This is a genomic window from Janthinobacterium foliorum (genome assembly GCF_978021625.1).
The window spans coordinates 1-22031 of record NZ_CDXDQE010000025.1 but is presented as its reverse complement, the minus strand read 5'-3'; the positions used below and the strand labels follow the sequence as shown (position 1 = coordinate 22031).

The following is a 22031-nucleotide window of genomic DNA, read 5'->3' as shown; positions in this document are numbered from 1 at the left end:
TGCATCAAATGTCCACACTTATCGACTGTTAATTGTTAAAGAACTGTATTCGGTACTGCTTTCGCGCTATCGACAAAGCGTTGTGTTTGTCAGCTGCGAAGAAGGAAGAGTATGAAGCATTTCGCTACGTCCGTCAACACCTTCTTTTTCACCCTGCTTCACTCGGCATTTGCATGCGTCGTTCAGCGAGGGGGCGAATTATAGCCAAGCCGCGCACGCCCCGCAAGGGCTATTTTCAGCTGGCACTTCCTTTGCTTATTACCGTTACAGCAACAGCATGCAGCCGTGCTTTTGCTCACTTTCTGCACAGGTGCTACATTATGGAACACCCGTGCAGGTACAGAGAGCCGCGCCCATGAGCAGCGGCCAACCGAGACAAAGAGAACACTATGCACCGTCCGACTGCTCCAGATCTGACCAGTTCTACCGCCACGTCCGCATGGTCAGAGAATATGCCGCTGATTATCGAGACGTCCCACCGGCGCTCCCTCGACTATGGATTACAGCCGGAATCCCCGGCGGACTTCAGTCCATTGGCGCGCAGCGACCTGTCCATCCTGATCGAGCAGAACCGCCTGCTGCATGCGCACGCCGTGCCCGCCATGGAAACGCTGTACCAGCAAATCATCAACACCCACAATATGGTGATACTGACGGATGCCACCGGCGTCATCGTGCACTCGCTGGGCGACGACGATTTCCTGGAAAAGGCCAACCGGGTGGCACTGCAGCCGGGCGTGGCCTGGTCCGAAGCCAGCAAGGGCACGAATGCCATCGGCACGGCCATCGTGGAAAAGTCGCCGGCGCTCGTGCATGCGGACCAGCACTACCTGGCCGCCAACCACTTCCTCACCTGCTCGGCGGCGCCCATCTCGGACCACCTGGGCAATGTGATCGGCGTACTCGATGTCTCCGGCGACCAGCGCAGTTTCCACAAGCACACCATGGCGCTGGTGCGCATGTCCGCACTGATGATCGAGAACCAGCTGTTCTCCGCCACCTTCGAAGATGCCGTCACCCTGCACTTCCACACCCGGCCCGAATTCATCGGCACTTTAATGGAAGGCATCGCTTCCTTCAGTCCCGGCGGGCGCTTCCTCGCCGCCAACCGCAATGGCTTGTTCCAGCTGGGCCTGCCTTTTTCGGCGCTGCAGTCGCATACCTTCAGTTCCCTCTTTGGCTTGCCCGTCTCCGCGCTATATGAACATTACCGCACCGCCGCACCCGGCCTGCTGAACCTGTGCATGCATAACGGCGTGCGTGTGCTGGGCCGCGCCCAGCTGCGCCTGGCGAACAGCGTCTTCCAGCATTCGCTGAGCGGCGAGCGGGCGGCACCCGCCAATGCGGCCGTCGCCGCCAACCAGGCCGCGGCCCAGGCGCGCCGGCTGTCCGGTTTGCGCTATTTGCGCACGGGCGATCAGCAACTGGAGCTGGTGATCGACAAGGTCACGCGCGTGCTGGGGCGCGACATCCCCATCATGATCATGGGAGAGACGGGGACAGGAAAAGAATTGCTGGCACAGGCGATCCACAACGATTCGCCACGCGCCATGAGTCCTTTCGTCGCGGTCAACTGCGCCTCGATACCGGAAACCCTGATCGAGTCGGAACTGTTCGGCTATGAAGACGGGGCATTCACGGGGGCGCGCAAGAAAGGCGCGGTAGGCAAGATCCTGCAGGCGAATGGCGGCACGCTCTTCCTCGACGAAATCGGCGACATGCCTTTCAGCCTGCAGGCGCGCTTGCTGCGCGTGCTGCAGGAACGCATGGTCACGCCGCTGGGCAGCGACAAGTCCATTCCCGTCAACGTGGAACTGATTTGCGCCACCAACCACAATCTGCGCGAGCGCATGGCCAAGGGCCTGTTCCGCGAAGACCTGTACTACCGGCTCAATGGCCTGGTGGTCAAGCTGCCGCCGTTGCGCGAGCGCACGGACCTGGAAACGGTGGTGAAAAAGATCCTCGCCACAGAGGCGGAGAACGGCCGCTATCACGTATCGCCGGAAATCCTCGCGCTGTTCCACCAGCACCGCTGGCCCGGCAACTTCCGCCAGCTTACGAACCTGCTGCGTACCGCCATCGTCATGGCCGGCGACGAACACGAAATCTGCCTGCGCCACATGCCCGACGATTTCCTCGACGATATTGAACAAGGCTTGCCACCGGACCCTGGCGCCAGTCCCGAACGCTTGCTGGCACAAGGCGCCAACCTGGAAGAGATGGAGCAGTCGGTGATCCTCAAATCACTGCAAGCGAATGGCGGCAACGTCTCGGCCACGGCCCGCGCGCTGGGCGTGTCGCGCAATACGATTTACCGCAAGATCCCCAATCTCAAATAAGCACAACCGGACTCACGCCGCGTTGGCAGGAAAGCCGGGCGAGCGCCACGCTTTGCCCTGCTTGTCGATGGCCAGCAAGTCGACGCCGGGCAGGCTGGCCGCCAGCGCGCCAGCACGTTCGCGCCCCAGCACCATGAAGGCGGTCGAGAGGCCATCGGCCAGCATGCCCGTGTTGGCCATGACCGTGACGCTGGCCAGTTCCAGCGGCGAGTCGCCCGCCGCCGGATCGAAGATGTGATGATGCCGGTAGTCCGGCGTGAATGCGGTGGCGTAATCGCCGGAGGTGGCGACGGCGCAGCCGTTGATGTGCAGGGTCGCCGCCAGCGCCTGTGCATCGCGCGGATCGCGCACGCCCAGCGTCCAGGGCTGATGCGCGTGCTTGCGCCCGCACGCCGCGAATTCCCCCGTGTCGAGCAACGCGTGCCGTATGCCGCGCGCGCGCAGCGCCGCCAGCGCCATGTCCGCCGCATAGCCCTGCGCCAGTCCATTGAGCGTGAGCGCCATGCCGGGCCGCGCGAAACGCACCTGGTTTTCATCGAATGCCAGATCACGCCAGCCCGCGAGCGCCAGCGCGGCACGCCGCTGTTCACTTGTCGGCAAGGCATGACGCGACGCTGCCTCGTCAAAAGCCCGCCACAGGGGCTGGACCGTGATGTCGAAAGCGCCATCCGTCAATTGCGACAATGCGCGCGCCTGTGCCAGCACGGCCAGCAGCTGCGCATCGGGCCGGCGCAGCACGCCCTCCTGGTTCAACCGGTACACCTGGCTGCCCGGGCGATAAATGCTCATCACGTGATCAACGCGCTGCGCCGCCGCCAGCGCGTCGCTGATCGCCTGGCGCGCCAGCCGCGCATCCGCGTGCACCAGCGCGACCGTGATCGTCGTGCCGAAGGCCAGCGCAGCCCCAGTATGCACCTGGTCGCGCGATGGCCAGGCAGCAAGGACGCTGGCGCCCATGGCTCCCAGCGAGGCGGCGATAAAAGTACGGCGTCTCATGATGCGGCTCCTTTATCGCGATGAATGGCGATCGTGCGCGCGCGTTTGCGCTCCAGCAGGCGCGGTGCGCATTTTTGTTCACTTTCGTGGATGACGACGCAGTCCATGCACTGGAAGCATTCCGCGTACACCACCGCGCCATGGGATTCGATGGCCTGGTAGTCGCAGCGGTGGCGGCAGGTCTGGCACGGCGTGCCGCATTCGGCGCGGCGCGGTATCCAGTCCAGCAACCGGAAACGCCCCAGCAGCGCCAGCGAAGCGCCCAGCGGACACAGATAGCGGCAAAAGCACTTGTGGATAAACGCGCTGGCCGCCAGCAGCGCCAGCGCGTACACGACGTACGGCCAGGCGCGCACGAAGTTCAAAGTGATGGCCGTCTTGAATGGTTCGACCTCCACCAGCGCATCGGTCTTGCTGCCCACGCCATCGAACAAGGCAACGCCGACGACCAGCGCCAGCACCACATACTTGAGGCGCTTGAGGCGCATATCGGTAGCACTGCGCAATTTCAGCTGCGGCACCCTGCACAGGCGTGCCAGCTTTCCCGCCAGCTCCTGCAGCGCGCCGAAGGGACACAGCCAGCCACAAAACGTGCCGCGCCCCCACAGCAGCAGCGACACCAGCACGAAGCCCCACAGCGCCACCGTCATCGGGTCGAACAGCAGAAATGACAGGTTGCGCCCCGCCAGCAGCGCCTGCAGCACGCCCGTGAGATTGACGATGGAGAGCTGCGCCTGCGCGGAATAGCCGATGAAACCCAGCGTGAACAACAGATAGCTGAGACGGAACCACTGGAAGCGGCGGGCATGCGCGCTGAGCCGCCGCGGCAGCGCCAGGGCCAGCGCCAGCACGGACAAGCCGATTGCGAGGATCAGCAGCTCGCCCCGGCGTTCCCTCCATGCGCCGTGCCAGACCTCCTGCTTGCCAGGCTGGCCACCGGTCACGAAGCGCTGCGGCACGCGGTAGCTGACTGGCAGCTCGCGCGTGATGCGCTCCGGGTAGAACTGGCCCTTGCTGCGCGTGACGGGCAGCGTGAAATCGAACGCGGCACCCGGGTCGAGTCCCGCCTCGGCCGGTACGCGGAACACCGTCAGGCTGGCATCGGCGGGCACCGGCAAGCCAGGCAGCAGTTTCAGATCCAGATCGAGGTCGCGCATGTCGATGGCCAGCTGATCCTGCCGCAGCAGCAGGCGCTCGGGGATGCCGCCGCGGATGAAATCGTCGCCCGGCACGCGGTGGCGCCCGGACGACATCACGAGGATGGCCTGGTCGCCCTCGCCTATCCATGGCTTGAGCTTGAGCAGGCTGTCCGACGTCAGCAGGCTGTGCGCCACGCTGGGCACGGAGATGCAGGCCACGTACAGGTCGATGAAGATGTCGTCGGGCTGGCGCAGCGCTTCCTCGTCCAGGCGTGCGCCATCGCTGCCCGCAAACAGGCGTTCCATCTCTCCATTCGACACGCGCAAGTGCTGCAGCAGGCCGTCGTGCCGCAGGCGCTGGAAGGTCATTGTCTCGAGCACCTCCGGCCGCACGCGCGCCATGCTGGCAGCTGCGCGAGACTGGCCAAAGCCCAGCTTCTTGCGCGACACCAGCAAGGCCGCGGCCAGCACGCTCTCGTTGATGATGCGCACCGAGACGGTGGCCTTGGAAATGCCGTCGATGTAGACGCGCGAGGCGTCCGGGTGGCGCGCGCGCCGCGTGTTCGTCTCGATGCTGATGTTCTGCTTCAGCGACACGCCCTGGTACTGCTTGACGAACTCGAACAGGGGCGCCTCACCCAGGCCATACTGGAATACGGGTTCGTGCTGCGACAGCACCTCGACGCCGATAAAGCGTCCGGCCGGATCGATGGCGACCAGCAGATTGACAGGCACGCCCGAAAAACCCGGCAGCGGCGCCAGGTCGGCCGACTCGAACACATAGGCGGCCAGCTCGCTGCCGCTGGCCCCCTGGCGAAACAGGGGCCACACGGGCAATTCGCCGTCACGTTCACCCACCAGCAGCGGCGCGGGAAAGCGCCGCGCCAGTTCGGTGCCCGTCATCACGCCAGCCTGGGCGGAAGAAGCGCCAAGCAGCAGCGCCAGCAGGCCTGCCGCCAGGCATAGCGCGAGCACAAGCGCGCGCCGGCAGCGCGCGCCGGCGGAAGTAAAGCCTTCCCGGTTCATCATGCGCGTCAGAAGAAGATGATGCCGCCCAGCGAGCCGCCATTCATCCTCGCTTCGCCGCCGCCAAACGCCTTGGAACGCGTCTGCCCTGCTTCCCCCACCAGGGTAATGGCCGGCGTCAGCGCGTAGTACAAGCCCAGGGTCAGGTTGGCGTTCGACTTCAGGCCGCCCGTGCCAACGGCATTGTCGCTATTGCGGCTGATGCCGTAACCGAGGCCCAGCTTCAGCGACGGCGCCGGCTTATAGGTGCCTTGCACAAAATACGCGCGCGTCGTGACCTCGCCCTGGTCTGCATCCGACAGGACGCCCAGTCCCTTGCCGCTCTGGATATTGGCGATGACACCCGCGTTGCCGGCTTGGCAGGAAGCGCCCACCTCCACGGCGCGCATCGTGAAGCCGCGCGTGCCGGCGGCGACGGCGTCGAACTTTTGCGTCTTCGCTCCCAGCCAGGACTTGAAACCATCGGCCGCATAGCTCAGTTGCGCCTGCACCTGCGGGCTCGATGTCGACGAATAAGCGGGCGCCGCAACGATGGGCGTATCGGCCACCGGGCTGACGAGGGCCGCATCGAAGCCGATGCCGCTGTCGCCGAACAGCGACTTCGGCGCGCTGTAGGCGATCTGTCCGTAATAGCCCACGTAGCTGTAGCCGGCGCCGATATGGCCCAGGGTGACGCGGCCCCGCTGGGTCGCTTGCACCGGTGCGCCGGCGCCGATCAGTGTCATGTCGCCGAAGATGGCCGAGGCGCCGAAGATGCCGTTGTCGCGCCCCAGCTTGACGGTGCCCATGCGCGCATTGCCGAACGTGAAATACGCCTGGCGCACGTCGATGCCGCTGTTGGCGGAAATGGCGCTGTCGGTGGCGGTGGCGTTGTACATGCCGATGAGCGCCTTGATATCGTAGTCGCCCTGCTTCGAAGTGGCCGACGTCACCAGGCCATTGAGCAGCAAGCCATTGCCGATGGTGGTGCGCTTGCTTTCGCCGCCGCAGCCCAGCGCATTGCCGCCCAGCGCCAGCCCGCCCACGGCGTCGCCGCTGCACGAGACGTGCGTGTAATACGCGTTGACGATACCGCCCAGCGTAACCGTCCAGTCACCGGCCTTGAAATCGACGGCGTGTGCCGCGTGAGCGGCCATGGCCAGCGCGCCCAGCATGCATAGTTTTTTCATCCCCATCTCCCTGATTGTTTTTTTATCGGATCGAGCATCGCGCGTGATGTCGACATGACAGTGGCAATTTGCATGCCCGCCGCGCCACAGAGGGAGAGAGGGAGAGGCGAAAAGACAGCTGTGCAGAATCGGACCAGCGCTGTCACAAGCACTGTTCCGATTCTGCGCGCAGCGGTAAAAGCGGGCGCGCAAAAAAAAACTGACGGCCGTAGCCGTCAGCTAAACCCCCGTCCGCGCGGGCGAGGAGACAACGCCCGCGCACTTGCGGACCCAGGCAACAACAAGCTATAGCTGCTTCGACGGCGGATGCTGCAATTGCGCCAGTTCCGCGTCGGTAAACAGGCGCGACCTGGTGAGGAAGCGCCGGCCCGTGCCGTTATCGAGCGAAAACATGCCGCCATTGCCATCGACCACGTCGATGATCAGCTGCGTATGCTCCCAGTAGGCGAACTGCTCCAGGCCCATGTAGAACGGCGTGCCATTCAGATTGCCCAGGTAGACGTCGGAGTCGGAAATGTCAAATTCCCCCGCCGCGTAGCACATGGGCGCACTGCCATCGCAGCAGCCGCCCGACTGGAAGAACATCAGCGGACCATGTTTCTGCCGCAAGGTGGCCAGCATGTCGAGTGCTGCCGGCGTGGCCGTCACCCGTTCAATGGCGTTGTTCATCACCGCTCCTTAGAAGAAGCCCAGCGCGTTGGGGCTGTACGATACCAGCAGGTTCTTCGTCTGCTGATAGTGGTCCAGCATCATCTTGTGGTTTTCACGGCCGATGCCCGACTGCTTGTAGCCGCCGAACGCGGCGTGGGCCGGGTACAGGTGGTAGCAATTGGTCCACACGCGGCCCGCCTGGATGGCGCGTCCCACGCGGAAGGCGCGCGAACCGTCGCGCGTCCACAGGCCGGCGCCCAGGCCGTACAAGGTATCGTTGGCGATGCGCAGCGCATCGGCTTCGTCCTTGAAGGTGGTCACGGATACCACCGGACCGAAAATTTCTTCCTGGAAGATGCGCATGCTGTTGTCGCCCTTGAAGACCGTCGGACGCACGTAATAGCCGTCCTTCATGTCGCCGCTCTGCACATTGCGTTCGCCGCCGGCCAGCACTTGCGCACCTTCCTGCTTGCCGATGTCGATATACGAGAGGATTTTTTCCAGCTGCTCCTGCGACGCCTGCGCGCCCAGCATGGTGGAGGCATCGAGCGGGTTGCCCTGCTTGATCTTCGCCACGCGCTCGAGGGCGCGCGCGATGAACGCCTCGTAGATCGATTCCTGAATCAGCACGCGCGACGGGCAGGTGCACACCTCGCCCTGGTTCAGCGCGAACATGGCGAAGCCTTCCAGGCACTTGTCGAAGAAAGCGTCGTCGGCATCCATCACGTCGGCAAAGAAGATGTTCGGCGACTTGCCGCCCAATTCCAGGGTGACGGGAATCAGGTTCTGCGCCGCGTACTGCATGATCAAGCGGCCCGTGCCCGTTTCGCCCGTGAACGCGATCTTGGCGATGCGCTTGTTCGACGCCAGCGGTTTGCCCGCCTCCAGACCATAGCCATTGACGATATTGAGCACGCCGGGCGGCAGCAGGTCGCCGATCAATTCGATCAGCACCATGATCGAGGCGGGGGTCTGCTCGGCCGGCTTGAGCACCACGCAATTGCCGGCCGCCAGCGCGGGCGCCAGCTTCCAGACGGCCATCAGGATGGGGAAATTCCACGGAATGATCTGGCCCACCACGCCCAGGGGCTCGTGGAAGTGATATGCATAGGTTTCCGAGTCGATCTGCGCGACGGAGCCTTCCTGCGCGCGGATGCAGCCGGCAAAGTAGCGGAAATGGTCGATCGCCAGCGGGATGTCGGCCGCCGTGGTTTCGCGGATCGGCTTGCCGTTGTCGATGGTCTCGGCCGTGGCGATCAGGGCCAGGTTCGCTTCCATGCGGTCGGCAATCTTGTTGAGGATATTGGCCCGCTCCGTCTGCGAAGTCTTGCCCCATGCTTCCTTGGCGGCATGGGCGGCATCGAGCGCCAGCTCCACGTCCTCCGCCGTGGAGCGCGCCACTTCGCAAAAGACCTGGCCCGTGATCGGCGTGATGTTGCCGAAGTATTCACCTTTGACAGGGGCGACGAATTTGCCGCCGATATAGTTGTCGTAGCGTTGTTTGAAGGGATTGGCTACGCCCAGTTTGCTGATGTCTGCCAGATTCATGTCGTCCTCTTTCTCGTTGGTATGAGCTTCGATGAAAGCCGCCGCGAAGCGGCCCTTGGGGATGTGTCAGGTGATCCTGATCTCTTGTTTTGCAAATGCCGTGCCAGCAGGCAAAGCACAACGACACGGTACCACTGGCAGCCCGCCGCCCTGCGCGCTGCGTCAAATGGGATCAGCCGGCAGCGCCAGTTGTTCCGTTACTGAACAGTGAAACAGGTTGCGGCACCCGGCCTGCGACGGCAGATCGATTGGCATACCGCTTGCTAACCCTGTCATGGACGCGACTACGCGCATAACCAGAACGGAGACCACCATGACACCACGCCTTCCTGCCACCACGAACCGACGCACCCGAGGCCTGCGCGGCTTGCGCCTTGCCGCCGGCGGCCTCGCCTGCATGCTGGCGGCCGCGGCCGTCTGGGCGCACGGCAACATGACGCCCCAGGCCGTCGATACATCCACACTGCCACAACTGGGTCCCGAGTGGCGCACGGAAAACCCCTACCGCCAGAATGCCGAGGCGATCCGCATCGGCAGCGCCGCCTACACGCAGAACTGCGCGCGCTGCCACGGGCTGGAAGCCGTGTCGGGCGGCATGGCGCCGGACTTGCGCAAGCTCGACAATGACTGCGCCGCACTCACCGATGCGAAGAAAAAAGATGCTTGCGCGCAAGAGATCGATCAATATGTGCTCGATACCGTGCGCCATGGCCGCGCCCGCAATGGCGCCGTCTACATGCCGCCGTTCGAGGGGGTCTTCAACCAGGAGGCCATCTGGGCGGTAAAGGCTTATCTGGAAACGCGGCGCGAGCAGACGCTGTAATTGACGGCGCGACCATGCAAAAGGCGCTGCCGCTTGGCAGCGCCTTTTGCATTGCGGCTCAGACAACGTTATCCCGGCGCCTTGGCCCACGCCATGCACCAGCCCGGCCCGGCGATCTGCTTGCGGCCGAACATGGCGCAGCCGGCCCAGGCATCGTCCTTCTTGCCCTGATAAAAGGAACAGTTGTTGCAGCGCTGCGCCGCGGCATGCTGCGGATATTTTTTCGTATCGACCCTGGTGGTGTCGTGGCGGTAGCCGAGTGCCCTGGCCTGGTCGCTGTCTTCATCGACTTTGGGAGGCGCCGCTTGGGCGCCGGCCCGCGAGGCGGCGCCCATGCCGCCGATGGCGAGCAATTGGCAAATGAAGTGGCGGCGTGGTGCAGCATGCATGGTGGTCTCCTTATGAATATTGAGTAATGGCAAAGGCAGCGTCGGCCTTCCAGCCAGATCCCTCAGCAACCCCTGTGCCAGGACGCGCGCGCCGGAACAGGCAGCGTCGCACTGTTGCAAAACAGGACAAGGCGGCATGGGCGACTGTGGCAGGACGGCGCACACGGTGCCATCGACGCAGCCAGAAAAGGCTGGCACGCATGTTGCTGAACTATCCACAGCGACCACGTCGCAGACCACCATGACAATACTTATAAAAGGGAGACCAGCATGCAGCCAGTATTTCCACGTCCAATCGCTTTTGCCATCCTTGCACTGATCGCCAATACCGCCTCGGCGGGCGATAGCAAGGTGAGCTGGGACGATATCGCCAATGCCGACAAGGGCACCAGCCAGGTGCTCAGCTACGGCCTGGGCCTGAAGGCGCAGCGCCACAGCCTGGCCAGGAAGATCAACACGAAAAACGTCGAACAGATCGTGCCCGCCTGGACGTTCTCGTTCGGCGGCGAAAAACAGCGCGGCCAGGAAGCGCAGGCGCTGGTGCACGATGGCGTGATCTATGTCACGGCCTCGTATTCGCGCATCTACGCGCTCGACTCCAAGACAGGCAAGCAGCTGTGGGCCTATGAACACCGGCTGCCCGACGATATCCGCCCCTGCTGCGACGTGGTCAACCGCGGCCCCGCCATCTATGGCGACAAGATTTACTTTGGCACCCTGGACGCGCGCATCGTCGCCCTGAACAAAAACACGGGCAAGGTCGTGTGGAATGAAAAATTCGGCGACCAGAAACTGGGCTACACCATGACGGGCGCGCCGTTCATCATCCGCGAAAAAGGCGGCCGCGTGCTGCTCATCCACGGCAACTCGGGCGATGAATTCGGCGCCCAGGGCTGGCTGTTCGCGCGCGATCCGGAAACGGGCGCGGAAGTATGGGCGCGGCCGCTGGTCGAAGGCCACATCGGCCGCGCCGACGGCAAACCGAGCACGCCGACGGGCGACGCCAAGGCGCCCAGCTGGCCGCGCGACAAGGACGGCAAGCTGCGCGAAGCGTGGGAACACGGTGGCGGCGCGCCGTGGCAGACGGCCTCGTACGACCCGGAAACCAACACCATCATCATCGGCGCCGGCAACCCCGCGCCATGGAATACCTGGGAACGCACCAAGGAAGGCGACGATCCGCGCAACTGGGACAGCCTGTTCACCTCGGGCCAGGCGTATGTGGACGCCAGCACGGGCGAGCTGAAAGGCTTTTACCAGCACACGCCGAACGACGCCTGGGATTTTTCCGGGAATAACTCGGTGGTGCTGTTCGACTACAAGGATGCCAAGACGGGCAAACTGGTCAAGGCCAGCGCGCATGCGGACCGCAACGGCTTCTTTTACGTTACCGACCGCACCAAGCTGGCGACGGGCGCCGGCTATCCGAACAAGCCGACGTCCCTGATCAACGCCTGGCCTTTTGTCGACGGTATCAACTGGGCCAAGAGCATCGACCTGAAGACGGGCCGCCCCGTGGAAAACGGCAAGCGTCCGCCGCTGCCGGAAGCGGGCGCCGACAAGGGCAAGGCCGTCTTCGTCTCGCCGCCTTTCCTGGGCGGCACCAACTGGATGCCGATGTCGTACTCGCCCGACACGGGCCTGTTCTACATTCCCGCCAACCACTGGGGCATGGATTACTGGACCGAGCAAATCCATTACAAGGCCGGTTCCGCCTACCTGGGCCAGGGCTTCCGCATCAAGCGCCTGTATGAAGACCATATCGGCACCCTGCGCGCCATCGATCCGAAGACCGGCAAGATCGTCTGGGAAAACAAGGAAAAATTCCCATTGTGGGGCGGCACCCTGACGACGGCCGGCGGCTTGCTGATCACGGGCACCTCGGACGGCTTCGTCAAGGCCTTCGATGCGAAGACGGGCAAGGAACTGTGGAAGTACCAGACCGGTTCCGGCGTCGTCTCGGTGCCCATCACCTGGGAACAGGATGGCGAACAGTACATCGGCCTGGCCAGCGGCTATGGCGGCGCCGTGCCGCTGTGGGGCGGCGACATGGCGGAGCTGACCAAGCAGGTGACGCAGGGCGGCAGCTTCTGGGTCTTCAAGCTGCCGAAGGCACCATCGGCCAAGATGGCGGCCAAGTGATGGCGGCGCCGGAGCCCGGTACCGGCCCCGGCGCGCTGCGCGGCACAGTCGGGGGAGTGCTGTGCCGGGCGCTGTGCCTGGCCGCACTGTCCTTCCCTGCTGCCGCGCAGATCGTCAACGGCGTGGCCGAGCCGGAAGTCACCATCATCAATGGCTGCCACCTGTGGCCATACGCGCAATGCGCGAATGCCGACCTGCGCGGCGCCAACCTGGTGGGCAAGGACCTGCACGGCGCCGACTTGCGCGGCGCGCGCATGATGCGGGCCAACCTGCGCAGCGCCAACCTGGCCGGCGCCCTGCTCGACGGCGCCGACCTGACGGGTGCGATGGCGTTTTCGCTCAATGCGCCGGGCGCCTCGTTCCGCAAGGCCAGCATGGCCGGCATCAACCTGGAAACCAGCCGTCTGATGCGCGCCGACATGGAAGGCGCCGACATGCGCGGCGCCAGCCTGGAGGCGGCGCGCCTGAACATGGCCAACCTGGCCGACGTGGTGCTGGTGGACGCGGATCTGCAGGAAACCAAGTTCTGGGGCACCAACCTGAAGAACGCCAAGCTGGAGCGCGCCATCCTGCGCTTCACCATTTTCCCCGACGCCAACCTGGAGGGCTGCAGCGGCTGCCCGACGGACTGGTGAAACCGGAGCGCCGCCATGCACCTTTCCGCCTTGTTCACTGCCTTGCTCACCCTGTTGATGTCGGCGCCCCTGGCGCAGGCGGCAGAAGCCAATCCTGCGCGCGGGGATCCGGCCGCCATTGCCCTGGGCGCCACCCTTTATCAGGCCAACTGCGCCCGCTGCCACGGCGAGCAGGCCACGCTGCCATCGGCCGAAGCGCCCGACCTGCGGCGCCTGAACAGCTTTTGCCAGGCCCTGAAAGACCCGGCACTGCAGGCGCGCTGCCTGCAGGATGTCGACGGCTACTTTATGATGTCGGTAAATACGGGCAAGGTCCGCGCCGGCATCATCTACATGCCGCCGTGGCGCGATGTGCTGACGGCGCAGGAAATCTGGGCCGTGCGCAGCTTCATCGAAAGCCGCCCGCTGCCTGCGCCCCGGCTGAAAACCAGCGTCGACGCGGACCATGAGGCCCACTAAGTCAACCTCGGGAGTATCCATGAAGCAGTACCCTTTTAGTTTGAATGCCGTCGCCGCCCTGTTCGCCCTTGGCGGCGGCGCCTGCATGGCCGCTTCCGCCGCGGCCGCGGTCATTCCCGAAGCACAAACCGACGCGTTGCCGGTGGCGGACGTGGTGGTGGTCAGCGCCACGCGCGTCGGCCACGCCAGTTTCGACATGCCCGCCTCGATCGACGTGGTCGACAGCGCGCGCATCCAGGATGGGCAAATGCGCGTGAACGCCTCCGAAGCGCTGGCCGCCGTGCCGGGCCTGGTGGTGCAGAACCGCCAGAACTACGCGCAGGACCTGCAGATTTCCTCGCGCGGCTTCGGCGCCCGCTCGGCCTTCGGCGTGCGCGGCGTGCGCCTGATCAGCGACGGCATTCCCGCCACCATGCCCGATGGCCAGGGCCAGGCCGCCACCTTCAACCTCGATACGGCCGAACGCATCGAAGTGCTGCGCGGCCCCTTCTCCGCCATCTACGGCAACCATTCGGGCGGCGTGATCCAGCTGTTTTCAAAAGACGGCCAGAATCCGCCATCCGTGGAGCTCAATGTCACGGGCGGCAGTTACGGCACCAGCAAGGTGGACCTGAACGCGCAGGGCCAGGCGGGCGGCATCGGCTACGTGCTCGATGGCTCGCGCTTCCGCACGGACGGCTTCCGCGACCACAGCGCCGCCACGCGCGAACAGGCGTTCGGCAAGATCACCGTCAAGCCAAATGCGGACAGCAAGCTGACCATCGTCGCCAACAGCCTGCACCAGGGGAATACGCAAGATCCGCTGGGCGCCACCTGGGCCACCTTTGCCCGCGACCCGCGCGCGGGCGAGATCGACGCGACGGATACGCAAAATCCGAAACGCACCCTGGCCGAGCGCTACAACACGCGCAAGAGCATCGACCATCAGCAGATCGGCGCCACCTATGAACAGCGTTTCGGCGACGACCGCCTGCATGTGACGGCCTATGGCGGCAACCGCGACGTGATCCAGTACCAGGCGTTCACCAAGGGGTTCCAGGCACCGGCCAGCCACTCGGGCGGCGTGGTCGATTTCCAGCGCAACTTCTATGGCGTCGACACCAACTGGCTGCATGTGAACCAGCTGGCCGGCGGCAAGTTGAGCACCACCATCGGCATCGATTATGGCCGCTCCAGCGATGACCGCACGGGCTACGAAAACTATATCGGCGATACCTTCGGCGTGAAGGGCAGACTGCGCCGCGACGAGCAGGATGTCGTCTCCAGCCTCGATCCCTACATCCAGACGGAATGGGAAAGCGGCCCTTGGATGCTCAGCGCCGGGCTGCGCTACAGCAAGATGAAAGTGGAAGTGACGGACCATTTCCTCAGCAATGGCAACGACAGCGGCAGCCTGGAATACAGCCACACGACGCCGGTGCTGGGCCTGCGCTATGCCGTCTCGCCCACCCTGAATGTGTACGCCAGCGCCGCGCGCGGTTTCGAAGCACCCACCCTGAACGAGCTGTTTTACTCGGGCACGGGCGGCGGTTTCAACTTCACTCTGAAGCCGGCCACCAGCACCAACCTGGAAGCGGGAGTCAAGGCGAGGATCAACCATAACACCCGCCTCAACGCGGCCGTGTTCCAGATTCATACCAACGATGAACTGGTGGTCGACAGTTCCAGCGGCGGGCGCACCAGCTATAAAAATGCCGGCAAAACCCTGCGCCAGGGCGTGGAAGTGTCGCTCGACTCCAGCCTGCCCTACGGTTTCACGACGAAACTGGCGCTGACCAGCTTGCACGCCGTGTACGACGAAGCGTTCAACGGCGTGCGCGAAGGCAGCCGCCTGCCTGGCGTTCCCAGCGCCAACCTATTTGCGGAGCTGGCCTGGAAAGACCTTTTCGACCGCTACGGCGCGGCGCTGGAAGGCGTGGCGAACAACAAGATCTACGCGGAAGACAGCAATACCGAAAAACCGGCGCCTGGCTACACGGTCGTCAACGCCAGAATCAACGCCAAACAGAGCGTGGGCAACTGGCGCTTCAAGCAGTTCGCGCGCCTGAACAACCTGTTCGACCGCAGCTACGTCGGTTCCGTCATCGTCGGCGACAGCAACAAGCGCTATTACGAAGCGGCGCCGGGCCGCAACTGGCTGCTCGGTGTCAGCGCGCAGTACGTCTTTTAAAAATCTCCGCCCGGTTTAGCACGGGTGCACGGTGCACAGCACGCTGCGCGCCTGCTGCTCAAAGCTGAAACGCACGGGCAGGAAGCGGGCGATGACGTCCGCGTTCGTCAGCGCATGCTGCGTGACCTCGCTGGTGGTGAAAGCGCCGCCGCCAGCGAGCGCCATCGGCAGCATCAGCTGGTCCGCCAGGTGCGCCCCCACGGCCGCATCGGACTTCAGGTAGGCCCGCACTTCATTCAACAGTCGCTTGGCCACCGTTTCGGCCATCACCGACTTTTCGCCAAAAGACGTAAACACTTCTGTCACGTGCTCGTGTTCCAGCGTCAGCAGCAAGGCATTGCCCGGGCCTTGGCCGGCTGGCAGACCGCCGATACGCAGCTGCCTTCCACTCCAGCCCATGCCGCTGCCGATGCGCTCGAGCTCGCGCTGTGCCACGCCGACATGCACGCCCGCGATAAAGCTTTCCGCGAAACCCGCTGTCCGCTCACCGCGCTGCAGCAGCTCGAAGGGCCGCAGGCGCCGGCAAGGCTGCACCGTGGCACGCACTGCGCCGCCACCGGCAGGAAAGAAGCCGAAGCGCAGCAATTCAAACGCGACGTCGGCGCCCATTGCCGCCAGCACGCGGCCATAGGCGCGCTGCAGGAAATGCACGGGCGGCGCCATGGCGTTGTGCGTGCCGCCCGTGACATGCACGCTCGACGGCGCGTCCGCATGCAGCAAGGCCGGCAGCACGGTTTGCAGCACCAGGGTGCTGCTGCCCGCGCTGCCGATGGCAAAATGAAAATCGCCGCTGCGGATGAGGCCCGGCTCGAATTCCAGCGTTGTCGCGCCCAATGCCACCGGCGTCGTGCGCGCCTTGCATACTTGCGCGGCAGCCTGCACGGCCACCAGATGCTGGCGCAGCAAGCCAGGCTTGCTGCGCCCCGCGCGGATATTCACCAGCCGGAACGGCTGGCCCGTGATCATGGACAGGCTCAGCGCCGAGCGCAAAATCTGTCCGCCGCCTTCGCCGACGGAACCATCTATTTCTATCATTCTGCTCACTTTATTTTTTAGCCCTTGACGCAGACAACCTGCTTCAGGATATGCACGACGTCGACCAGCTCGCGCTGCGCCAGCATTACCGCGTCGATATCCTTGTAGGCCATCGGGATTTCATCGATCACGTTGGCATCCTTGCGGCACTCGACCCCTTCGGTGGCGCGGATCTGGTCTTCCTGGTTGAAGCGACGCTTCGCTTCCGTGCGGCTCATGGTGCGTCCGGCGCCATGGCTGCAGCTATGAAAACTCTCGGCGTTGCCCTTGCCGCGCACGATAAAACTCTTCGCGCCCATGGAACCGGGAATGATCCCCAGCTCGCCCGCGCGGGCCGACACGGCACCCTTGCGGGTGACCAGCACGTCCTTGCCGAAATGGTGCTCCTTCTGCACATAATTATGGTGGCAATTGACGGCTTCCACGTGGGTCTGGAACGGTTTATGAATGACCGTGCGCACGGCGGCGATCAGGTTCTGCATCATCACTTCGCGGTTGTTGCGGGCAAAACGCTGGGCCCAGCCCACGGCCTCCACATAGTCGTCGTAATGCTGCGTGCCTTCGGCCAGGTAAGCCAGGTCCTGGTCAGGCAAGTTGATGAAATGGGTGCGCATATCCTGCTTGGCCAATTCGATGAAGTGCGTGCCGATGGCATTGCCCACGCCGCGCGAACCGGAATGCAGCATGAACCACACGGCGCCCTGTTCATCGAGGCAGACTTCGATAAAATGGTTACCGCTGCCCAGAGTCCCCAGGTGGCGGTAATTGTTCGTGTTTTTCAGCTTCGGCGTTTTCAGGCAGATCGCATCGAATTCATCCTTCAATTGCAGCCAGGCGGCGTCGACTACCGCGGGCGGCGTATGCCACGACCCTTCATCGCGGCCGCGCTGGCCACCGCGCGTCTTCGGCGACATCCCGTGCGGAATCGCGCACTCGATGGCGCTGCGCAGCGGCCCCAGGTTGTCCGGCAAATCATTGGCCGTCAGCGTGGTTTTTGCCGCCATCATGCCGCAACCGATATCCACGCCCACGGCCGCCGGGATCACCGCGCCCAAGGTGGGAATCACGCTGCCGATGGTCGAGCCTTTACCCAGGTGGACGTCGGGCATGACGGCGATATGCTTGTAGATGAACGGCAGCGTCGCCGTGTTGCGCAATTGTTTTTTTGCCGCTTCTTCGACGGGCACGCCACGCGTCCACATTTTCACGGGACGGCTGCCTTCGGCATGCAGGACTTCGTATTCTTCGTTTTTCATATGCTCTCTTTTCTTCTCATTTTATCCGGAGGTGATGACAAGGATGGGTGAAACAGCTGCCGACGTATCGGCCCTGGATGTAGTTCCACCCGCATTCATCGGTACAACAACCCGACAAGTGGGGACAAGATTTCTGGCTGCAGAAACTGCATGCCAGGCCGGTTTGACGCGGCTTTACGATGTAATCCTGTCTGCATTCGGGGTACGACCGCGCATGACAAGGCTGGACAGGACGCCTGTATGTAGTCCTGCCCGCATTCATGCGCTTTGCTGCATCAACTTACGGCGATATCGATGGCGGCGATTTCCCCCACCCAGTGATCGGGATGCAGCTGGCCAGCCGCGAAGGCGGCGATGATCTTGAACACATCGTCGGAAAAGCCGCCGATGTTCAGGATATCCACGCCCTCCATCGCCTGGGTGGTGGCATGTGGCGCGATATCGATGCACACCAGTTTCGCCTGTGGATTGCGCTGCTTGAACACCCTCCACTGCCCCATCGTCGCCGTCGCGCCGCTACGCTTCGCATCGATCCACGATTCGTTATCGGACACGTAAATCACCAGGTCCGCCAGCTCCCCCTTGCTATTCATGCGCAGCAGCGGCGCGCTGCAATTGGTGCCGCCACCGCCAATGGCCGCCAGCCTTGCCGCGTTCTCCATCACCCGGCCCTGCGCATCGAGTCCGCACTTCACCACGCTGTGCTCGAACGGCAGCACCATGGCGTCAGGGTTCTTGCGCAGCATGGCCGCCGCCACCAGCGCCGCCACGTCGATACAGCGCACGCTCGACGTGGCGCTGCCGCGAAAGCCGCTGACGGGCGACGACATCGAACCGGAAACGTCCAGGCACACCACGACCTTGCCGGCGATCTGCGGCACATGCGCCAGCGATGCTTCCAGTGCCTGTTCCAGCGCGTCGCGGACGACCGACGGCACGCTGCCATTGGCTGCCATGCAGGCCGACATCAGCTGGTATGGAAAGACGCGCGCCTTGGCGATCGCCGCCGGATCGCGCAATCTGGCCGCGATCAGCTCCGGCATGCCATCGACCTCGTACACGCCGTGGCGGCCAAAAGTGTTCAAGTTCATGCGCAGCATTTGCCAGCTGCCCTGGCGCGCGATCTGTGCCCAGTCCTGCGTGCTCAAGGGCAGCGCCGTGAGCATCTGGAACGGCACGTCCGGGATCGGCTGCGAGGTATCGGCCTTGTATGCCTCAAATGCAGCCAGCGCCGGGGGCAGCGCACTGGCATCGTATGGTTTGCCGATCAGCCAGGCAAAGAACGCCGCGCGCCACGCTTCCTGCGGTTTCGGGTGCACCATCTTCACCACGTCGGCCAACGATGGTGCATTGCCCACGGCGGCAGCCAGCAAGGCTTGTTCCGACGCGCGGTTCAGCCATGCCTGCACCAGTTTTTTCGGACGCGTTCCCAGCGACTTGCGGCCCACCGCTCCCGAGCGCATGATCTGCACGAAGTTGCGCAGCATCTTGCCGTTATTGATGACGCGCTGGAATGCGGGCGCGCATTGCGCAGCACCCTGGCCCGCCAGCATGGCCACCAGCAAGGCCGGCATGTCTTTCATGTAGCCCCGTTCCCGGCAATACACGGCCGTTTGCGCGATGAAGGCCGGTTCGACCGCCTGGCACAGTTCCCGCACCGTCGCCAGTTGCGCTTCGGCGCTGGCATAGAACGTCGAATTCAGGCAGCCGGTGGCCGCATATTGCGCCAGCCGGTGGCGCGGCGTCAGCGCGTAGGCGGCTGCGCCTTCGGCATTGCGCGCCAGTGCCTCAGGCAAGGCCTGGATCTGCTTCGCGCTCTGGAATAAGCGGGTGTTGACCATTTTCTCTTCTCTTTGCTCTGTATGTTTATCGCATTACCATCCCCTCTATTGCAAACCCCGTGCCAGGTTTGATCGCTCGATTAAAAACATGCATAAATCATTGATTTTATTCATGAATATTTTTTATTCCAGGTTATAACGAAAACCACCGGTTCACGAAAAACCCTATACAATTATCTTTTTAGATAAATATTTATCCCATAACATGCAAGCGAAACGTACCGTCGTCATCGGCTTTCTCGGCACACAACTTGACAATGGCAGAGGGGCGGCGCGCTGGGAAAAATGGCGGCCAAGCGTCGCCCTGACCCAGCATGATGACAAGATCATCGACCGTTTCGAGCTGCTGTACGCGGGCAGCCAATTCGGCAGCCTGGTGCGTCAGGTATCGCAGGATATCGCCAGTGTCTCGCCTGAAACGCAGTTGATCGCGCACGAACTCCCCATCAGCAATGCCTGGGATTTTGAGGATGTCTATGCGGCGCTGTACGATTTCGCCAATCGCTACCCGTTCGACCCGGACCGGGAAGACTATTGGATCCACATCACCACCGGCAGCCACGTGGCACAAATCTGCATGTTCCTGATGACGGAGGCGCGCTATTTTCCTGGCCGCCTGGTGCAGACGTCGCCACCGAAGCGCCACGCCAACGGCGATCCCGGCACATATGCGCTGATCGACCTCGATCTGTCGCGCTACGACCAGATCGCCCAGCGTTTTACACGCGAACAGGCGGCCGGCGTGGCGTTTTTGAAATCCGGCATCGCCACGCGCAATGCGAAGTTCAACGGCATGATCGATGAAATCGAGCGCGTCGCCATCAAGTCCAAGGCGCCCATGCTACTGATGGGCCCCACGGGCGCAGGCAAATCCTTTCTTGCGCGCCGCGTGTACGAACTGAAAAGATCGCGCCACCAGATCGACGGCAAATTCATCGACCTCAATTGCGCTACCTTGCATGGCGACGGCGCCGCTTCCACCTTGTTCGGGCATATCAAGGGCGCCTTCACGGGAGCCGGCTCGGACCGGCCAGGCTTGTTGCGCAGCGCGCACAAGGGACTGCTGTTTCTCGATGAAATCGGCGAACTGGGACTCGATGAACAGGCGATGTTGCTGAAAGCCATCGAGGAAAAGCGCTTTTTTCCCGTTGGCGCCGATACGGAAGTGCAGAGCGACTTCCAGCTGATCGCCGGCACCAACCGCGACCTGGGCAAGGAGGTGGCTGCCGGCCGCTTCCGGGAGGATCTGTATGCGCGCATCAATCTGTGGACCTACGAATTGCCCGGCCTGGCGCAACGCCCGGAAGACATCGAGCCGAACCTGGAATACCTGCTGGCGCAATATGGAGCCGAAACGGGTGAGCGCGTGCGCTTCAACAAGGAAGCGCGCGAACGTTTCATGCGCTTCGCCGCCTCGCCATCGGCCGCATGGAAGGGCAACTTCCGCGATCTGTCCGCCGCCGTCACGCGCCTAGCCACCCTGTCGGAAGCGGGACGCATCACCGACAGCGTCGTTGACGAGGAAATCCGGCGCCTGAAGCGGATGTGGCAGCACCATGGCGATGGTCTAGGTGGCACAGAAATCGACCTGGCCGATATCCTGGGAGCCGAGGCAGCCGATGAACTCGACCTGTTCGACGCGCTGCAACTGCAGGCCGTGATCAAGGTGTGCCGGCAATCGCACAATATGTCCGATGCGGGCCGCACCTTGTATGCCGTATCACGCGCGGCAAAAGCCAAACCGAACGATGCCGACCGGCTCAAGAAATACCTGGCCCGCTTTACCCTCGACTGGCATAAAGTGTCCTCAAGCAACTAAGAAGAGAGAACGATGATTCCAGAAGAAGTACGAGTAGAGATCATGCGCCGCCTGGCGGCCGTGGAAGAGAAGGAAGGCGTGCGGATTTTAATGGCGATTGAATCGGGCAGCCGCGCCTGGGGATTTGCCTCGCCAAACAGCGATTTCGATGTGCGTTTCATCTATGCGAGCCCACAGGATTGGTACCTGAGCTGGAGCACTTCAGCGTGGAAAAGGAAGAAAAATCAGGGGGCATGGAGGCGTTGAACCAGCTGTTCTGCCAGGTTTTGCAGGAAAACTGAGCATCAATCAGTAAAGGCAGCGCACTGCGCTGCCTTTTTTTCGTCTGTTGCATTGGCAGCTGATGAACAGTCGGGGTCAGCCCCCCTCGCGCGCCATCGAGGGTCTGAGCGCCGGTCGGCGGATCGGCGTAGGTCGGCTTAGCGCTGCGCGCGTAAGCCGACAGTACCAGCAGCGTCCAACCGCCAGACGTAAAAAAACCCCCACCGGATCACCGATGGGGGTTTTTTCGAATAACAAGCCTGACGATAACCTACTTTCACACTGGTTGCAGCACTATCATCGGCGCAAAGTTGTTTCACGGTCCTGTTCGGG

17 protein-coding genes are annotated in these 22031 nt (G+C 63.2%); 8 read left to right on the top strand and 9 right to left on the bottom strand.

The window, feature by feature from the left end:
* The first annotated feature begins 452 nt into the window (after nt 1-452).
* On the top strand, nt 453-2339 hold the full coding sequence (locus tag ACZ92H_RS29000; protein ID WP_131379029.1) for a sigma-54-dependent Fis family transcriptional regulator: 1887 nt from the start codon (nt 453-455) through the stop codon (nt 2337-2339).
* Between the two features lie 12 nt (nt 2340-2351).
* On the opposite strand, the gene ACZ92H_RS28995 is transcribed toward ACZ92H_RS29000, so the two are convergent.
* The 5 genes from ACZ92H_RS28995 to adh all read right to left on the bottom strand — a co-directional run bounded on the left by ACZ92H_RS28995 (nt 2352) and on the right by adh (nt 8868).
* A complete protein-coding gene (locus ACZ92H_RS28995; protein ID WP_465051925.1) occupies nt 2352-3335 on the bottom strand; it encodes an FAD:protein FMN transferase in 984 nt (327 codons plus the stop codon).
* Nucleotides 3332-5503 (bottom strand): 4Fe-4S binding protein, encoded by a 2172-nt coding sequence (locus tag ACZ92H_RS28990; RefSeq protein WP_465051924.1) that lies wholly within the window; start codon nt 5501-5503, stop codon nt 3332-3334. The genes ACZ92H_RS28995 and ACZ92H_RS28990 overlap by 4 nt, the downstream gene beginning before the upstream one ends.
* Before the next feature lie 5 nt (nt 5504-5508).
* The gene (locus ACZ92H_RS28985) at nt 5509-6669 is read right to left on the bottom strand and encodes a porin (protein WP_465051923.1); all 1161 of its coding nucleotides are present in this window, start codon (nt 6667-6669) and stop codon (nt 5509-5511) included.
* 285 nt (nt 6670-6954) lie between these two features.
* Nucleotides 6955-7338 carry a DUF779 domain-containing protein gene (locus ACZ92H_RS28980; protein WP_131379027.1) on the bottom strand — a complete coding sequence of 128 codons (384 nt, stop codon included), beginning with the start codon at nt 7336-7338 and terminating at the stop codon, nt 6955-6957.
* Nucleotides 7339-7347: 9 nt separating this feature from the next.
* Nucleotides 7348-8868, bottom strand: a complete 1521-nt coding sequence (adh, locus tag ACZ92H_RS28975; protein ID WP_465051922.1) for an aldehyde dehydrogenase — start codon at nt 8866-8868, stop codon at nt 7348-7350.
* Between the two features lie 313 nt (nt 8869-9181).
* Here adh and pedF point away from each other — a divergent pair, with 313 nt between their 5' ends.
* On the top strand, nt 9182-9691 hold the full coding sequence (gene pedF, locus ACZ92H_RS28970) for a cytochrome c-550 PedF (RefSeq protein ID WP_465051921.1): 510 nt from the start codon (nt 9182-9184) through the stop codon (nt 9689-9691).
* Between the two features lie 68 nt (nt 9692-9759).
* Here pedF and ACZ92H_RS28965 read toward each other — a convergent pair whose 3' ends face one another.
* On the bottom strand, nt 9760-10080 hold the full coding sequence (locus tag ACZ92H_RS28965; RefSeq protein WP_465051920.1) for a high-potential iron-sulfur protein: 321 nt from the start codon (nt 10078-10080) through the stop codon (nt 9760-9762).
* A gap of 270 nt (nt 10081-10350) precedes the next feature.
* Here ACZ92H_RS28965 and ACZ92H_RS28960 point away from each other — a divergent pair, with 270 nt between their 5' ends.
* Genes ACZ92H_RS28960 through ACZ92H_RS28945 form a run of 4 tightly spaced genes read left to right on the top strand, consistent with a single transcriptional unit; the run spans nt 10351 to nt 15486 of the window.
* On the top strand, nt 10351-12222 hold the full coding sequence (locus ACZ92H_RS28960) for a methanol/ethanol family PQQ-dependent dehydrogenase (protein ID WP_131379024.1): 1872 nt from the start codon (nt 10351-10353) through the stop codon (nt 12220-12222).
* Entirely contained in the window at nt 12222-12857 is a 636-nt protein-coding gene (locus ACZ92H_RS28955; protein ID WP_465051919.1) for a pentapeptide repeat-containing protein, read from the top strand. The genes ACZ92H_RS28960 and ACZ92H_RS28955 overlap by 1 nt, the downstream gene beginning before the upstream one ends.
* A gap of 15 nt (nt 12858-12872) precedes the next feature.
* Complete coding sequence (locus ACZ92H_RS28950) at nt 12873-13316, top strand: c-type cytochrome (protein WP_131379022.1); 444 nt, start codon at nt 12873-12875, stop codon at nt 13314-13316.
* Nucleotides 13317-13335: 19 nt separating this feature from the next.
* Nucleotides 13336-15486, top strand: coding sequence for a TonB-dependent receptor family protein (locus ACZ92H_RS28945; protein WP_465051918.1), 2151 nt, complete (start codon nt 13336-13338; stop codon nt 15484-15486).
* 15 nt (nt 15487-15501) lie between these two features.
* Here ACZ92H_RS28945 and rtcA read toward each other — a convergent pair whose 3' ends face one another.
* From rtcA to ACZ92H_RS28930, 3 genes are all read right to left on the bottom strand, one after another.
* On the bottom strand, nt 15502-16521 hold the full coding sequence (gene rtcA, locus ACZ92H_RS28940; protein ID WP_465051917.1) for an RNA 3'-terminal phosphate cyclase: 1020 nt from the start codon (nt 16519-16521) through the stop codon (nt 15502-15504).
* A 17-nt stretch (nt 16522-16538) separates the two neighbouring features.
* Nucleotides 16539-17777, bottom strand: a complete 1239-nt coding sequence (locus ACZ92H_RS28935; protein WP_465051916.1) for an RtcB family protein — start codon at nt 17775-17777, stop codon at nt 16539-16541.
* Between the two features lie 275 nt (nt 17778-18052).
* Complete coding sequence (locus tag ACZ92H_RS28930; RefSeq protein WP_131379018.1) at nt 18053-19618, bottom strand: vWA domain-containing protein; 1566 nt, start codon at nt 19616-19618, stop codon at nt 18053-18055.
* Between the two features lie 205 nt (nt 19619-19823).
* On the opposite strand from ACZ92H_RS28930, the gene rtcR reads away from it, so the two are divergent.
* Both rtcR and ACZ92H_RS28920 read left to right on the top strand, forming a co-directional pair.
* Entirely contained in the window at nt 19824-21437 is a 1614-nt protein-coding gene (rtcR, locus tag ACZ92H_RS28925; protein WP_465051915.1) for an RNA repair transcriptional activator RtcR, read from the top strand.
* Nucleotides 21438-21449: 12 nt separating this feature from the next.
* Nucleotides 21450-21683: a DNA polymerase beta superfamily protein gene (locus ACZ92H_RS28920; protein ID WP_465051914.1), complete on the top strand. Its 234-nt coding sequence runs from the start codon at nt 21450-21452 to the stop codon at nt 21681-21683.
* Nucleotides 21684-22031: the final 348 nt, after the last annotated feature.

What these genes read in the sequence shown, in the direction of transcription:
- adh (WP_465051922.1), bottom strand. Translation starts at nt 8,868, where the DNA reads ATGAATCTGGCAGACATCAGCAAACTGGGCGTAGCCAATCCCTTCAAA.
- ACZ92H_RS28995 (WP_465051925.1), bottom strand. Translation starts at nt 3,335, where the DNA reads ATGAGACGCCGTACTTTTATCGCCGCCTCGCTGGGAGCCATGGGCGCC.
- rtcR (WP_465051915.1), top strand. Translation starts at nt 19,824, where the DNA reads ATGCAAGCGAAACGTACCGTCGTCATCGGCTTTCTCGGCACACAACTT.
- pedF (WP_465051921.1), top strand. Translation starts at nt 9,182, where the DNA reads ATGACACCACGCCTTCCTGCCACCACGAACCGACGCACCCGAGGCCTG.
- ACZ92H_RS28960 (WP_131379024.1), top strand. Translation starts at nt 10,351, where the DNA reads ATGCAGCCAGTATTTCCACGTCCAATCGCTTTTGCCATCCTTGCACTG.
- ACZ92H_RS28955 (WP_465051919.1), top strand. Translation starts at nt 12,222, where the DNA reads ATGGCGGCGCCGGAGCCCGGTACCGGCCCCGGCGCGCTGCGCGGCACA.
- ACZ92H_RS28950 (WP_131379022.1), top strand. Translation starts at nt 12,873, where the DNA reads ATGCACCTTTCCGCCTTGTTCACTGCCTTGCTCACCCTGTTGATGTCG.
- ACZ92H_RS28990 (WP_465051924.1), bottom strand. Translation starts at nt 5,503, where the DNA reads ATGATGAACCGGGAAGGCTTTACTTCCGCCGGCGCGCGCTGCCGGCGC.
- ACZ92H_RS28985 (WP_465051923.1), bottom strand. Translation starts at nt 6,669, where the DNA reads ATGAAAAAACTATGCATGCTGGGCGCGCTGGCCATGGCCGCTCACGCG.
- ACZ92H_RS28980 (WP_131379027.1), bottom strand. Translation starts at nt 7,338, where the DNA reads ATGAACAACGCCATTGAACGGGTGACGGCCACGCCGGCAGCACTCGAC.
- ACZ92H_RS28965 (WP_465051920.1), bottom strand. Translation starts at nt 10,080, where the DNA reads ATGCATGCTGCACCACGCCGCCACTTCATTTGCCAATTGCTCGCCATC.
- ACZ92H_RS28935 (WP_465051916.1), bottom strand. Translation starts at nt 17,777, where the DNA reads ATGAAAAACGAAGAATACGAAGTCCTGCATGCCGAAGGCAGCCGTCCC.
- ACZ92H_RS28930 (WP_131379018.1), bottom strand. Translation starts at nt 19,618, where the DNA reads ATGGTCAACACCCGCTTATTCCAGAGCGCGAAGCAGATCCAGGCCTTG.
- rtcA (WP_465051917.1), bottom strand. Translation starts at nt 16,521, where the DNA reads ATGATAGAAATAGATGGTTCCGTCGGCGAAGGCGGCGGACAGATTTTG.
- ACZ92H_RS29000 (WP_131379029.1), top strand. Translation starts at nt 453, where the DNA reads ATGCCGCTGATTATCGAGACGTCCCACCGGCGCTCCCTCGACTATGGA.
- ACZ92H_RS28920 (WP_465051914.1), top strand. Translation starts at nt 21,450, where the DNA reads ATGATTCCAGAAGAAGTACGAGTAGAGATCATGCGCCGCCTGGCGGCC.
- ACZ92H_RS28945 (WP_465051918.1), top strand. Translation starts at nt 13,336, where the DNA reads ATGAAGCAGTACCCTTTTAGTTTGAATGCCGTCGCCGCCCTGTTCGCC.